This window comes from Hyphomicrobiales bacterium (assembly GCA_039989895.1).
Lineage (GTDB): Bacteria > Pseudomonadota > Alphaproteobacteria > Rhizobiales > JACESI01 > JACESI01.
This window is the reverse complement of record JBDXGY010000006.1, coordinates 580,639-595,232: the sequence shown is the minus strand read 5'-3', so window position 1 is coordinate 595,232 and position 14,594 is coordinate 580,639. Positions and strand designations below refer to the sequence as shown.

The window sequence follows — 14,594 nt, the reverse complement described above, 5'->3', positions numbered from 1 at the left end:
GTTGAATTATACAGCAGGCATTGCCTGCCCTATCGCTGGGCGCGTCCGTGTTTTTCGTCGCTCTTCTGGTCGTTTTGCCAAGGGCATCATTTTTTCAATCAATCTTTTATAAGTTTCGCCCGGCAATGGCTTGGCAAACAAATAACCCTGCGCCATGCGAACACCCTTTTCTCTCAAATATTCAACCTGCAGTGGCTCTTCGACACCTTCAGCGACGATATCCATGCCGAGGCTCTCAGCCAGGCTAATTAAGCTATCCACAATCGGGGCGGAAAGAGAATCCGTACCGATTGCATCAATAAACAGCTTATCTATTTTAATGACATCAAGACCAAGCTGTTGAAGATAAGCCAAGCCACCGTGACCAGTACCCGCGTCATCCAGCGCAACTTTAGCTCCTAATGAGCGCATATTACGGATCACAACACGCGCTCGTTCAATGTCATTGAGAGGCTGACGTTCAGTCACTTCAAACATAAGCTGTGAATAGCTAATTTTGCTTGGCCCAAAAACCTGCTTGATATCATCAATAATATCTAGGTTTTCAAAGTGATCATCGAAAAGATTGATACCAAGTTTCAACTCTGGTCGATCTTCATGTAGATCTTCCATTTCTTCCGCAACATAACTCATCAAATTACGCGTCATCTCAATGGCAAGACCAGTCGCCTCCGCAAGACCAATAAAAGCACCCGGAGGCAATATCGTCCCGTCAGGTTTTCGCCAGCGAATCAACACCTCACACCCCATAAGAGCACCGGTCTGCACATTAATCGTTGGCTGATAAAATGGAATAAACTCGCCTGCTTCCATGGCGGCTTCAATTTCGTTTATGCGCGCCTTTTTAGGTCGCAGCGCGAAAAGCGAAAGAAAAAACAAAGTGACGCCAACGACAACGGCGCTTGCGATAGCTTTTTCATAAAGCGTTGAAAAATCACTCCAAATTACATCATAAGGTGCTAAAACTGTCACATGGAATGGATATTTTGTTGAGCTTAAAGAGCTCGAAAAGGTTTTTTGATCAAAAGGTAGCGTTGCCTTTGCTGTTGCTTGCGCAGGTGCCATATACAAAATAGTACCGTCATCAAGCGAGGTAAGCGCGACACCCTTATTTCTCATTTTTTCTGGAATAACATCATCAGCCAATGCTTCGCCAGGAAGAATGACACCTATACTAGAACCTGAAGCCAACTCCCATGTAAGCAGCGTTTCCAGAGCATCACTATCTACTCGTCTCACGACTTGAAATGTGATGTTTTCTGCATCGCTACGAAGCCCACGCGTACGTTCGGAGAATATGGCTTGCTCCCCGTATTGATTACACTTGAAATTGCCATCAGCATCAATGACACCCACTTCTTTGACCCAAAACTGATCATAAAGGACACGGCGCATCTCGCGAACATCTTGAATATCACAACTTGAAACACCCAACAGAGCGAGTTGTGTAAGCTGAGAAAAAGCACGGTTTATATTGATATCTGCGCGCTCGACCATTGTAGCCGCAATCGAGCTTACAAGTTTCTCACCTTGCAATTGTGCATTGCTGACAAGAACTTGATGCACAAGAACAGCTGGCAAGAATACGCCAAGCACCCCGCACAACAATAAAACTATCTTGAAAATTCGCCTTAACAAATCTGATCAGCCGCTGTTCTCTACCTCATAGAGAGAAGACTAACCTGCGCCGGTTAAGACACAATTAAGTAATTCAGTCATTTTAAAAAAATAGCTATTCTTGAACATTCAACATCAGCGATAATTCACGCAATTGCTGCATCGTCGCCTCATTTGGCGCTCCCATTAGAAGATCTTGGGCCTGTTGGTTCATTGGGAAGAGCGTCACTTCACGCAAATTTTGCGCCCCAACCAACAACATAACAATACGATCGACACCAGCCGCCATGCCGCCATGTGGTGGAGCACCATATTGAAATGCGCGATACATACCGCCAAAACGCTCTTCAAGAACGCTTTCTTCATAGCCAGCCAAAGCGAATGCTTTTTTCATCACTTCAGGCTGGTGATTACGGATAGCACCCGAACCAATCTCAAAGCCATTACAAACGATGTCATATTGATAGGCGCCAATCGTCAATGGATCATCATTTTCTAGCGCCTCAAGCCCACCAGCTGGCATAGAGAATGGATTGTGGTTGAAATCAACCTTCTCTTCTTCCTCGTTCCATTCATACATCGGAAAATCAACAATCCAGCACAAAGCAAAGCGGTCTTCATCAATGAGGTTCAGCTCTTCACCAACACGCGTACGCGCATTGCCTGCAAAAGCTGCAAATTTCTTTGGGTTACCCGCTGCAAAGAAGACAGCATCGCCCGCATCAAGTCCAAGCTGCTCGCGAATGGCGGTTGTGCGCTCAGGACCAATGTTTTTAGCAACAGGACCAGCCCCAGCAACAGTGCCCTCTTCATCACGGAAGAAAATATAACCAAGACCCGGCTGACCTTCGCCTTGCGCCCAAGAATTCATCCGATCACAAAAAGCACGACTACCGCCCGTCTTCGCAGGAATTGCCCAAACCTGATTTTTCTCATCAGCATCAAGCATACCAGCAAATACCTTGAACCCCGAGCCACGGAAATGATCGCTCACCTCCTGCATTTCAATTGGATTACGTAAGTCTGGCTTATCTGAGCCATATTTTCGGATCGATTCATTATAGCCAATGCGCGGGAAGACATCCGTTACCGGTTTGCCCTCGGCAAATTCCGCAAAAATATCGCGAAGAACTGGCTCCATTGTCGTCAAAACGTCTTCTTGTGTGACAAAACTCATTTCCAAATCAAGCTGATAAAATTCACCTGGCAGGCGGTCAGCACGTGGATCTTCATCGCGGAAACACGGTGCGATTTGGAAATAACGGTCAAAACCCGACATCATCAATAATTGTTTGAATTGCTGAGGTGCTTGGGGCAATGCGTAAAAATTGCCTGGATGAACCCGTGACGGCACGAGAAAGTCACGCGCGCCTTCTGGTGATGATGCTGTCAAAATCGGCGTTTGAAACTCAGAGAAGCCAATCGCATTCATTCTCTCACGCATGAAGGAAACAATCGCTGAACGCTTCATGATGTTATTATGCAAAGTCTCGCGGCGTAGATCGATAAAGCGATTTTTGAGGCGAATTTCTTCTGGATAATCAGGCTCTTCAAACACCGGCATCGGCAGTTCTTTTGATGAACCCAGCACTTCTAGTTCAGCACAAAAAATCTCTATCTCACCGGAATCAAGTTTGGTGTTGATTAACGAGGCATCACGATCTTTCACTTTGCCATCGACACGAATGCACCATTCGGCACGCACGCTTTCCATCATCGCATAGGCTGGCGAATCTTTATCAGCCACCACTTGCGTCACGCCATAATGATCGCGCAGATCAATAAACAAAACACCACCGTGGTCGCGGACACGATGAACCCAACCCGACAAGCGAACAGTTTCGCCAGAGTTGGCGGCTCTCAGATCACCACATGTGTGACTTCTATAGCGATGCATAGTCATTCTTCCTGATACAATGGAAATAGTGTTGCGCGTGAGGTGCACTTGTCGGCTAAATTTGTCAAGGCTCAGGTAGAACCCGGATGAACTAAATAGCAACTAGGACAAGATGGTTTTTTAGGTTATAGCTGATTTATGGAAATGATTACAACGACTGAGGCATTGCAGAAAGCTTGCAATGTTCTTGATAAATCTGAATTTGTTACTGTTGATACGGAGTTCCTCCGAGAGACAACTTATTGGCCGAAACTTTGCCTCATCCAAATGGCTTGTCCAGGATATGATGTAATTGTTGATCCTCTCGCCGATGGTATCGATCTTTCTGCATTTTTCGAACTGATGAAGAATGAATCTGTAGTGAAAGTATTTCACGCAGCACGCCAAGACGTTGAAATTATTTATAATCTAGCTGAAGTCATTCCTTGCCCGCTGTTTGATAGCCAAGTTGCGGCTATGGTGTGCGGCTTTGGTGATTCCATCAGTTATGATCAATTAGTATTCCGCATCACGGGCAATCGGGTGGATAAGTCTTCACGCTTTACAGATTGGACAATGCGCCCGCTATCCGACAAACAAATTGCCTATGCGGCAGCTGATGTAACCCATCTTCGAGATGTGTATATGTCACTCAAAGCCAATCTGGAAGAACAAGAGCGCTCATCTTGGGTCTCAGAGGAAATGGCGGTACTCAATTCAGTCGACACATATTTCACCAAGCCAGAAAATGCGTGGAAACGCATGAAGATGCGAGTACGCAAACCTATCGAGCTAGCTATCATGAAAGAAATAGCAGCTTGGCGCGAGGCTGAGGCTCAACGTCGTGATGTGCCTCGTGGACGTGTTATAAAAGATGACGCGGTCTATGAAATAGCAGCACAGCAACCTAAAACCGTTGCAGCATTGGGTAAACTTCGAAGTATCTCTCGTGGGTTTGAACGCTCTAAAACATCAGAACACCTCTTACAGGCCGTTGAGCGCGCTCAACAAATTCCAAAAGAAGAGCTAGAACCCGTGCCACGAGGCAGACAATCTCCTGAGGGGTCTGGTGCTGTAGTCGATTTGTTAAAAGTGCTTTTGAAAATGACTAGTGAGAAGCATGCAGTTGCTGCAAAAGTCATTGCAACGGTTGATGATCTCGAACAAATAGCTTGTGATGATGATGCGGATGTAGCCGCCCTCAAAGGCTGGCGCCGCCAACTTTTTGGTGAATTAGCTCTCGCTATCAAAGGAGGAGAGCTTGCCTTGAAAATAAATGGCAAGCGGGTTGCAATAGAACGAGTCAATAAGGATTCAGACCAAGTCTGAAATTCTGATTTCTACATTAATATCAATGATTTTTTTAATTTGATTCAAGCGCCGTATCAAGCGTTCGCCCACGTGTGCGGCAAGCTCTCTATCAAGATCGAGGATAAGTATATCCCCTTCTTTTACAAAGACGCTTTTAAGTAACGTGCCTGCTGTCGACGCAGAGATGAGATGAGCAATTCTAAATGAAAGCCCTAACAGCCGTGCGCGCAGGCGCATATCTTCATCTGTTAGTAGCTTAGAAAGCTGCGGCAAATCTTTATCGTGTTGCTGGCCTTCATGTCTAAAATAAGTAGACAGTGCGATAAAGGCGCGACCTGGATGATCTATCCCCACGAAGGCGGCATGAGCGATTGTATTGGAACTCTGTTCACCACGATAATCAGGATGGGCTCTCCAACCAACATCAGCTAACAAACACGCCGCTTTTCGCAGCCGCAACTGTTCGGGCGTTTCATCAAAGCCCACCGCTTTAAATAAGGGCGATGTCCACTCAAAAAGCTCCATAGTGTTGTCAGCCGAGCGCGAACGCAACAAAGACAACGTCTCAGCACCTGCGACCAATCCATCTTCTGCCTGATGTGCATCGTCTAATCGTGCATACAAGAAGCCTTCACGCACGCCTAGAGCGCTGGTTACAATATGTGACGGCCTCATCTCTTCGATTATTTTCAATAAGACCGCAGCGCCATAACGCAATAGCGATGCCCGATTTTTAGAAATGACATCGATCATCTTTATGTCAGAAGATTCAGTCTCAATGATCATCTTGCAGAACGATGCCATTTTCTTCGCGGGTATTATATAATTATGAAGTACGCGCAGCGGATAATCGTTTTGGCGCATATGCAAATAGGCTAATGACCGCCATGTGCCGCCAATAGCATAAAATGCACGCCCCTTACCCGCTTTCAATATCATATTATCTGCAAGAAGATCGCTCGCTACAGCATAGGCTTTGGATGGCTTGTTATCTGATACATCTTGAAGGCGAAGCCCGCCTAGCGGAAAAGTCATGCCCTGGCCAATTTGATCACCTTTGATGTCAGCGAGTTCAAGGCTGCCTCCCCCCATGTCCCCCATCACACCGTCAACATTATAAAAGCCAGAGAGAATACCATGGGCTGAATAACGAGATTCATCTTGCCCACTGAGCAGGATCGGCTCCACTTCGCAGATTTCTGATACACGTTCGATAAAATCTGCACCATTAGAGGCTTCTCTTGCGGCTGCCGTGGCAATAACCCAAAGCTCGACAGAATCTAACTGATCAGCGATCACCTTAAAACGATGCAGTGCTGCGATTGCATTTTCTACGGCTTCTTCATCAAGCATACCGGTTTCAGCAAGACCACTACCAAGACCGCAAAGCGCTTTTTCATTGAAAATAGGAGAAGGCGAGCGCGACAATTTTTCATAGGTCACTAGACGCACGGAATTGGAACCAATATCGATAACAGATATCGGGCCATGTCCAACCAGATGGCTTTGGGAATCCTGTGAGATATTAGCCAAGGAATTCTCATCCTGATTTGAAATTGGTTTTGAGCTTTTAGATAATGTCACTTGGGGACTGCGTTTCGAGTGATTGACCACGACCAGACAGACTTGGGTTTGTCATAAAATAATGATGACAATTGAATGGGTCTTCTCCGGGCTGTAAGTCAACCCGTTTAGACGTACCATCGCTTAAAATGTTCCAGCTTTGTTGGTTATCCAGAAGATTAGCTACCATTATCTGATCTAAGACCTGTTGATGCACCGTTTCATTGGTCAAAGGAATCAGCGTTTCGACACGCCGATTTAAATTGCGCGGCATTAAGTCAGCTGAGCTGATATAAACCGAAGCTTCTTTTGAGGGCAGCCCGTGACCATTGCCAAAACAGTAAATACGCGAATGCTCTAGAAATCTTCCAACAATTGACCGAGCGCGAATGTTTTCTGACAAGCCCGGCACTTGTGGCCTGAGGCAACAAATACCTCGCACCGCAAGTTCTATTAAAACACCGGCACGGCTTGCTCTATAAAGGGCATCAATGATCTCTGGATCGACCAGTGAATTCATTTTCATCCAGATCTGGCCTGGCTTACCCACTTTTGTCTGTGTGATTTCATTTTCAATGTGATCGAGAATACAGCTCCTCGCGTTAAAGGGAGAAACAACGAGTTGATTCATATTTTGTGGTTCAGCATAACCAGTGACTAAATTAAAAATCCGCATTACATCCTGCGCAACCTTGGGATCAGCGGTAAATAGCGACAAATCTGTATAAACACGCGCGGTGATTGGGTGGTAATTTCCAGTACCCAAATGACAATAGCTCGCTAACTGCCCACCCTCACGTCTTGCAACATAGGAAAGTTTGGCATGGGTTTTTAACTCGATAAATCCATAGACCACTTGAACACCGGCGCGCTCCAGCTGATTGGCCCATTTAATGTTGGCTTCCTCATCGAAGCGTGCCTTTAACTCAATCAAGGCAGTTACCGATTTGCCAGCCTCAGCCGCCTCAATCAGCGCTTCCACGATGGGCGAATTATTTGAGGTTCTATAGAGCGTCTGCTTGATCGCCACCACGTCGGGGTCTGCTGCTGCTTGACGCAAAAACTGGAGCACCACGTCAAATGACTCATAGGGATGATGGACAATCATATCTTTTTCACGGATCGCCGCGAAACAATCACCACCTGCTTCGCGCACGCGTTCGGGAAAGCGGGCCGTATAAGGCTTAAACTTGAGTTGCGGGCGATCTATTTTGGCCAATTGAGATAGGTCACACATCGCAAGCAATTGTTGTGCGCTTGAAACATTTTCACTGGCGACTGATAATTTATCGGCAATGAATGTGCGCAAAGATGCCGGCGCTGAGTTTTCGATCTCAAGACGAATAGCAACGCCTCTGCGTCGCCTCTTGAGAGCGGTTTCAAAAACCTGCATCAAGTCTTCCGCTTCTTCTAATATCTCGATATCAGAATCTCGAATCACACGAAATGAAGCTTTAGAGAGAACTTCATAACCCGGATATAAGCGGGCGATGAATAGACCGAGCGTCTTTTCGAGCGTGATAAACCGTATTGAGGCGTCGTCTCGTGCGGGCAACTGTATGAAGCGCTGTCCTGAGCTTGGCAAACGCAACAACGCCATCATTTCTTCATTGTCACTTTTGCGTTGCAAGTGAAGCGCCAATGAGAAACCCGTATTAGGAATAAACGGAAAAGGATGAGCTGGATCAATCGCCAAAGGCGTTAAAATCGGAAATATAGTTTCCATAAAATGCTTTTCGAGCCAAACATGGTCTGAACGCGAAAGGTCTTCATCTTCAATGAATGTAATATGTTCATTGGCGAGTTCTTGTTTAAGGTGGGACCAACAATGCTGCTGAGTTTCTAACAATTCCGCAACGTCACGCTGGATAGAAGCCAGCTGTTCTTGCGGTGTTAAACCATCGTCACTTACCTGATTAATCCCTGCACGCGCCTGCCCCATAAGGCCTGCCACACGCACCATAAAAAACTCATCAAGGTTGCTGGCGGAAATTGACATGAAAGACACACGCTCAAGCAACGGATGACCATGATTAGACGCTTCTTCGAGGACTCTGCGATTAAATTGCAACCAAGAAAGCTCACGATTAATAAAGCGCTTGGGACTGTTCATCAGATCCACATCTTGTCCTTCGCCAATAGCTATGCCTTGTTCACTCGGCTCGCCATCAAGCTTATCAGCTCCTATTTGTGTAATCTCATCCATATTGGTTTTGTTCATCCGGCTCATAATATTTGATGCATATTCTAACGGAATAAGACAGCTTTGCGTCATCTAAATGACATTATGCTTACTGATGATTTGTTCTTAAAAGTCTGCGACTTCAGCCGCTAGTCTTTTGGTGATGGAGCGGCCTTGTGAAAAGGCTGCTTCATCCAGTCGAGAGACCATTTCACGCACACTATTCAAAGAGCGCTCCATGCGACTGATTAGATAATCAATCACGTGCGTTTCGATGGCAATTTGACGATCTGCAAACTGCTTTATGAAAATCTGCCGCATAAGCGTATCATCGGGTGCCCCTATATCGACGGGCACTGCTGCACGAAGTCGCGAGGCAAGATCAGGCAAGGTGGGCGTCCATCCACTTAGAGACTGTTCACATGTCATCAGCAAAAAGCCCTGCCCACCGCGCACCGTATTGACCAAATGGAAAAGAGCTACTTCATCGAGAGCGTGAAAATCCACATCTTCCAGTACAAGCGCGCCGGTTTCTAGCCACGGATTGATGGTATCAAAGGTCAAATTTTTTGCGCGGTGGCGCTGCGCCCCCGCTTCGTGCGCCCATATATTAGCAAGATGTGTTTTACCGGAACCCGCAGGCCCAAAGAGAAGAGCGACATTTGCCGGCCATTCCGGCCAGGCACTCACAAACTCGAAAGCATGACGGTTGGCTTCGCTGACAATAAAATCATCACGGCTCATCGCCTCGTTATAAGGCAGATCAAGCGTAAGCTGAACAGGATTATAGAGTATTGGCGACTGCATCACTCACCCTCACCTTCATCCCCAAGATAAAGATGACTTCCCAAATAGCGCTCTAAACCAAATCGCACCAGCACGCCAATACATGCCGCCGCAGGCACCGCAATTAACATGCCGACAAAACCGAATAACGAACCAAAAGCAAAAAGCGCAAACATCAACCAAACAGGATGGAGTTGCACATGATCACCCATGATACGCGGTTGCAAGATATTGCCCTCAAAAAACTGACCAGCAACGAAAATAATAAAAACAGCCCCGATAATAATGTAATTTTGCTCTGGCAAAAACTGTGCGAGTGCAAGGCCGATGGATAAAATACCTCCTAAAATCGCGCCAATGAATGGAACAAAACTGATCAAGCCGATACCAAGCCCTAACAAGAGACCAAATTTCAATCCGGTCATGCTTAGAGCCACCGCATAAAAAATTCCCAAAAGCAGGCAAATCAATCCCTGCGCTCTTATGAATCCAGCGATCATATCCGCCATTTCAGCGACAAGACGGCGAATGGTCAATGCGTGGTCGCGGGGCAACCAGCCATCAAGCTTAGCTGTCATATTATCCCAATCATAAAGCAGATAAAAAGCAACGACTGGCGTGATAACAAAAAGAGAAATAATGCTAAGCAGTGCCTGTCCACCACTCAAAACAGATCCCAAGAGCTTCGTTATCCACAGCACACCATCATCGACAAAATTACCCACCAAAGCATGCAAATCAGCCACATCAAAAGGCAAACGGTCGGTCAAGGCTGAAAACCAGTCTGAAACGAAAAAGGCTTGCAGTGAGCGTATATAACCTGGAACATGCTCTATGAACTCAATCATCTGTTTGCCGATGATTGGTACAAGGATCAAAAGCGCCAGTAAAAATAGAAACAAAAAGATAATGAGAATTAAAATGGTTGCAGCCATACGGCTAAGGCTCCATTTCTCAAACTTGTCCGCGATCGGGTCAAGAATATAGGCAAGGACCATACCCGCGACGAAGGGCAATAAAATGCTTGAGAACACATAAATGAAAGCAAGAAAAAAAACGAAAGCTATTACCCAATAGATCGCTTGCCTCTGCCAGACCATTTTTATCACCTTGAATACTGAACACTCTTTCAGTAATTGGGTATCTGGCTGAACCAGCACAGTCAAGAATTCCAGAGATATGCAGACTATTTTCACAAACAACAGGTGAATAGCGGGCATTTTTTCGATCACCACTTGCACATTGTTGACTTTTGGGTTTCAAGCGGCAGTACGATCAACCAACAGACTTGAGATATGACCAACGATAACGAATGCAAACCGGGTGTGACTTATGCAGACGCAGGTGTCGATATTGATGCTGGCAATGACGTCGTTGACCGCATTAAGCCGCTCGTCAAATCAACCGCACGTCCTGGCTCCAATCCTGACCTTGGTGGGTTTGGCGGTCTATTTGACCTGAAAGCCGCTGGTTTTACAGATCCGATATTGGTTGCAGCCAATGATGGTGTTGGCACCAAATTGAAAATAGCCATTGAAACTGGCATTCATTCAACAGTGGGCATTGATCTGGTGGCTATGTGCGTGAACGATCTTGTTGTGCAGGGGGCTGAACCACTTTTCTTCCTCGATTATCTGGCCACAGGCAAGCTTGATGCCGCGCAGGCAGCGGACATCATCGCGGGGATTGCTGAAGGCTGCAAACAAGCAGGTTGTGCGCTGATTGGCGGCGAGACCGCAGAAATGCCAGGCATGTACTCAGGCGGGGATTATGACCTTGCCGGTTTTTGCGTAGGTGCTGCTGAGCGCACAGACCTTTTGCCCCGCAAAGACATTATTGAGGGCGACGCATTGATCGGGCTTGCCTCATCCGGCGTTCATTCCAATGGCTTTTCACTTGTTCGCAAACTTGTGAGCGACAATGGTTTTAATTGGAAAGACCAAGCGCCTTTTGATGAAAGCCAAACAATAGGTGCAGCCCTACTTGAACCAACACGTATTTATGTGAAATCAACACTGGCCGCTATTCGCAAAACTGGCGCAGTCAAAGCACTAGCGCATATCACAGGCGGTGGCCTCACAGAAAATATACCGCGTGTTTTACCGGATGATCTGGCGGCAAACCTTGATCTCACATCCATCACCCTGCCATCCGTATTCAAATGGCTATCAAAGCTTGGCTCGATTGATGAGGCGGAACTGGTGCGCACCTTCAACTGCGGCGTGGGTATGGTGCTTGTGGTCGACAAAGATAAAGTGGATGAAGTAATCACCACCCTTAACGCAGAAGGCGAAAGTGCGTTTTCTCTTGGTAGCTTAAACGCACGAGATGGTGAATCTGTTGTCTATCAAGGGTCCCTCACCTAATGGCCAGCACACCCAAAAAGCGCGTTGCAGTTTTGATTTCTGGTGGCGGCACCAACCTGCAATCGCTGATTGATGCAACAAGTGCGGCCAATTTTCCTGCACAAATTTGCTTGGTGATTTCCAATAAAGCGGACGCCTATGGCCTAACCCGCGCACAAAAAGCTGGCATTGATACAAGAACGCTACCGCACAAGGACTATGAATCACGCAGTGCATTTGATGAAGCATTGGATAAGGCCTTAAAGGACGCCAATATCGAGCTGATATGCCTTGCCGGCTTCATGCGGCTTTTAACACCTGCCTTTATTGAAAAATGGACCAATAAAATTCTCAATATTCATCCTTCACTCCTTCCCTCGTTTCCTGGACTGCATGTCCATCAACGCGCGATTGATGCAGGTGTGCGCTTTTCAGGTTGCACAGTGCATATTGTGCGAGAAGAAATGGATGTCGGACCTATTATTGCACAAGCCGTTGTGCCACTCGCACAGGATGATACGGCTGACACATTGGCTGCGCGTATTTTGGCGTCAGAGCATGAAATTTACCCCAAAGCCCTAGAATGGATAGCAAGTGGGCAAGCCGAAATTGTTGGAGAACGCGTCTTTCTCGATCAGGCGTTGAGCGTACCAGATAGTCAATATCACCCGAATTAGGCTTGGTTTTCAACGCGTTTCAACCAGACACGACAATCATGGAATGACACCCCACCAAATGGGGCAATGGGACGATCTGTGATCAGCGTATTGATGCCTTCACCTTTAATATGAGCCTTGTTCGGCCAAACACCTTCGGCAATCAATGTGCCGCACAACAAACCCGCAAAATGGTTGGCATGCAGATGCACTTCGCCTTGTTCATTGCCAATCACCACTTCATCACCATCCTTGATCGCCTGTTCGCGCGCATCATCAGGGTGGATCAGCAATGTTGGTCGCCCTTCTCGTTTGATGCTTGTTGATGTTTCCGTAAAGGATGTATTCAAAAATTGACGCGCCGGTGATGTGGCAAGGTTGAATTTATGAGTTTCATCGATAGCTTCATTATTATCCCAATGATCTGGAAATACTGGCATCGATTGCAAATCCCCCAACAAGCCCATGCTATCCGGTGAGCGGAACGGATACATCACATCATCCCAGATCGGTTTGAAGCGATATTTGCCATCGGGCCAATTAAAACCATCAATAAAATGCGCCTCATTAAAATCAAGACCCATATCGAGCCAAGGATCATTTTGCATTTGATCCCAATCCGTTTTTCCCGATGTTTTTACAATCACATCCACCTGCTCTCGTGCGCTCACCTTGTAGAGCGGATCATCAAGACCAAGCCTTGAGGCGAGACCACAGATTACTTCATAGTTTGAGCGACAACCTTCTGGTGGATCCATTATTTTAGGCCCAAGTGACAAATGCGTATGCCCGCCAGAACGATAGATATCATCATGCTCACTAAACATTGTTGCAGGCAACACGATATCGGCCATCAGTGCCGTTTCTGTCATAAATTGCTCATGGACACAGGTGAACAAGTCGTCGCGCAGAAAACCACGCCGTACTTTGCGCAAGTCTGGCGCTACAACCATTGGGTTTATATTTTGAATGAAAAGGCCGTGTACTGGAGGACCACCATAAAGATCTGCCGCCTCACCACACAAAACCGCGCCGATGCGTGATTGGTCTAAGGTTCGTATATCAGGATCAACCGCATCAATCCCCTGAATGAGATTGTTATTGATGGGATAAGTACCCGAGTTTGAATGAAATGCCCCGCCCCCTTCATGGAGCCATGAGCCAGTCACAGCGGCAATGGAGGTAATCGCATGCATGGTCGAGGTGCCATTTTGCTGACGGGTCATACCGTATCCAAGACGGATATATGTTTTTGGATTGCTCCCCATCAAATGCGCAAGTTGATTGATTGCATCGACGCTGAGACCCGTGATATCAGCAGCCCACTGGGGTGTACGCTCTGTCAGGTGAGCTTCAAGCCCTTTTGGGTCGTCCGTATAGCGCTCAAGGTAATCCCTATCCGCAAGGCCATCACGAAACAACACATGCATAATCGCCGCCGCAAGTGCACTGTCTGTGCCGGGTCGCAAGATGATTTTATGGTCGGCTTGTTTCATTGTGCCGGTCTCATAGATATCAACCACGACAATTTTCGTGCCGCGCTCTTTACGCGCTTTAATTGCATGGGTCATGACATTGACCTGTGTCGCAACAGGGTTCGTGCCCCAAATGACAATGCAATCCGCTTTTGCCATCTCGCGGGGATCAACCCCACCCAGACGGCCTGTACCAGCTACATAACCCGCCCAAGCCGGCGTGGTGCAGATGCTATTATGCTGTCTAGAATAGCGCATCTTATGGCGCAGTCCATTGATAGCATCACGCTGTACGAGCCCCATAGTACCTGCATAATAATAGGGCCAAACTGTCTCTGTGCCATGGAGTTGTGCCAGTTTCAAAAAAGTCTCAGCAACTTCATCTAAGGCCGCATCAAAAGTGATTTCCTGAAAATCCCCCGACCCTTTTTCGCCAGTTCGACGGTAGCTTTTTGTCAATCGATCAGGATGATGTACACGCTCGGCATAACGCGCCACCTTGGCGCAGATAACCCCATCAGTATAAGTGTTTTCCTCTGCTCCACGCACGCGAACCATCCGGCCATCTGGTCCCAGATCAATCTTCAAGCTGCAGGTCGAAGGACAATCATGCGGGCAAGTTGATGAGAAAGTGTTTGTGTTTAATTTCTTATTCATTGGTAAAATTTCACTGCAGGGCACTTGATGTTCATGTCATAATGAACACGATAATCCCATAAGATACTCTATACGATATTCCAATATCAAATTTTCAATTTAAAAATTGGACCCTTAACAACATTG

10 protein-coding genes are annotated in these 14,594 nt (G+C 46.7%); 3 read left to right on the top strand and 7 right to left on the bottom strand.

The window, feature by feature from the left end; translation table 11 throughout:
* Positions 1 to 6: 6 nt before the first annotated feature.
* Positions 7 to 1,581, bottom strand: a complete 1,575-nt coding sequence (locus ABJ081_09380; protein ID MEP6356883.1) for an EAL domain-containing protein — start codon at positions 1,579 to 1,581, stop codon at positions 7 to 9.
* 151 nt (positions 1,582 to 1,732) lie between these two features.
* Positions 1,733 to 3,514, bottom strand: a complete 1,782-nt coding sequence (aspS, locus tag ABJ081_09375) for an aspartate--tRNA ligase (GenBank protein ID MEP6356882.1) — start codon at positions 3,512 to 3,514, stop codon at positions 1,733 to 1,735.
* Between the two features lie 144 nt (positions 3,515 to 3,658).
* Here aspS and rnd point away from each other — a divergent pair, with 144 nt between their 5' ends.
* Complete coding sequence (gene rnd, locus ABJ081_09370) at positions 3,659 to 4,822, top strand: ribonuclease D (protein ID MEP6356881.1); 1,164 nt, start codon at positions 3,659 to 3,661, stop codon at positions 4,820 to 4,822.
* Here the strand turns inward: rnd and ABJ081_09365 are convergent.
* The 4 genes from ABJ081_09365 to ABJ081_09350 all read right to left on the bottom strand — a co-directional run bounded on the left by ABJ081_09365 (position 4,808) and on the right by ABJ081_09350 (position 10,435).
* Positions 4,808 to 6,337, bottom strand: a complete 1,530-nt coding sequence (locus ABJ081_09365; GenBank protein MEP6356880.1) for a Ppx/GppA phosphatase family protein — start codon at positions 6,335 to 6,337, stop codon at positions 4,808 to 4,810. The genes rnd and ABJ081_09365 overlap by 15 nt on opposite strands.
* A gap of 37 nt (positions 6,338 to 6,374) precedes the next feature.
* Complete coding sequence (locus ABJ081_09360; GenBank protein MEP6356879.1) at positions 6,375 to 8,480, bottom strand: RNA degradosome polyphosphate kinase; 2,106 nt, start codon at positions 8,478 to 8,480, stop codon at positions 6,375 to 6,377.
* A gap of 195 nt (positions 8,481 to 8,675) precedes the next feature.
* Positions 8,676 to 9,356 (bottom strand): DnaA/Hda family protein, encoded by a 681-nt coding sequence (locus tag ABJ081_09355; protein MEP6356878.1) that lies wholly within the window; start codon positions 9,354 to 9,356, stop codon positions 8,676 to 8,678.
* Positions 9,356 to 10,435, bottom strand: a complete 1,080-nt coding sequence (locus ABJ081_09350) for an AI-2E family transporter (GenBank protein MEP6356877.1) — start codon at positions 10,433 to 10,435, stop codon at positions 9,356 to 9,358. Before ABJ081_09350 ends, ABJ081_09355 begins: the two co-directional genes overlap by 1 nt.
* A gap of 195 nt (positions 10,436 to 10,630) precedes the next feature.
* Between ABJ081_09350 and purM the strand changes: the two genes are divergently transcribed.
* Entirely contained in the window at positions 10,631 to 11,701 is a 1,071-nt protein-coding gene (purM, locus tag ABJ081_09345) for a phosphoribosylformylglycinamidine cyclo-ligase (protein ID MEP6356876.1), read from the top strand.
* Positions 11,701 to 12,357, top strand: a complete 657-nt coding sequence (gene purN, locus ABJ081_09340) for a phosphoribosylglycinamide formyltransferase (protein ID MEP6356875.1) — start codon at positions 11,701 to 11,703, stop codon at positions 12,355 to 12,357. Before purM ends, purN begins: the two co-directional genes overlap by 1 nt.
* Here purN and ABJ081_09335 read toward each other — a convergent pair.
* Positions 12,354 to 14,468, bottom strand: coding sequence for a molybdopterin-dependent oxidoreductase (locus ABJ081_09335; protein MEP6356874.1), 2,115 nt, complete (start codon positions 14,466 to 14,468; stop codon positions 12,354 to 12,356). The two genes, purN and ABJ081_09335, sit on opposite strands and share 4 nt — an antisense overlap.
* Positions 14,469 to 14,594 lie beyond the last annotated feature (126 nt).

Bases quoted from the DNA above. Each gene is read 5' to 3' on its own strand.
- aspS (MEP6356882.1), bottom strand. From the start codon at position 3,514: ATGCATCGCTATAGAAGTCACACATGTGGTGATCTGAGAGCCGCCAAC.
- rnd (MEP6356881.1), top strand. From the start codon at position 3,659: ATGATTACAACGACTGAGGCATTGCAGAAAGCTTGCAATGTTCTTGAT.
- ABJ081_09360 (MEP6356879.1), bottom strand. From the start codon at position 8,480: ATGAACAGTCCCAAGCGCTTTATTAATCGTGAGCTTTCTTGGTTGCAA.
- ABJ081_09355 (MEP6356878.1), bottom strand. From the start codon at position 9,356: ATGCAGTCGCCAATACTCTATAATCCTGTTCAGCTTACGCTTGATCTG.
- ABJ081_09350 (MEP6356877.1), bottom strand. From the start codon at position 10,435: ATGGTCTGGCAGAGGCAAGCGATCTATTGGGTAATAGCTTTCGTTTTT.
- purM (MEP6356876.1), top strand. From the start codon at position 10,631: ATGACCAACGATAACGAATGCAAACCGGGTGTGACTTATGCAGACGCA.
- purN (MEP6356875.1), top strand. From the start codon at position 11,701: ATGGCCAGCACACCCAAAAAGCGCGTTGCAGTTTTGATTTCTGGTGGC.
- ABJ081_09335 (MEP6356874.1), bottom strand. From the start codon at position 14,468: ATGAATAAGAAATTAAACACAAACACTTTCTCATCAACTTGCCCGCAT.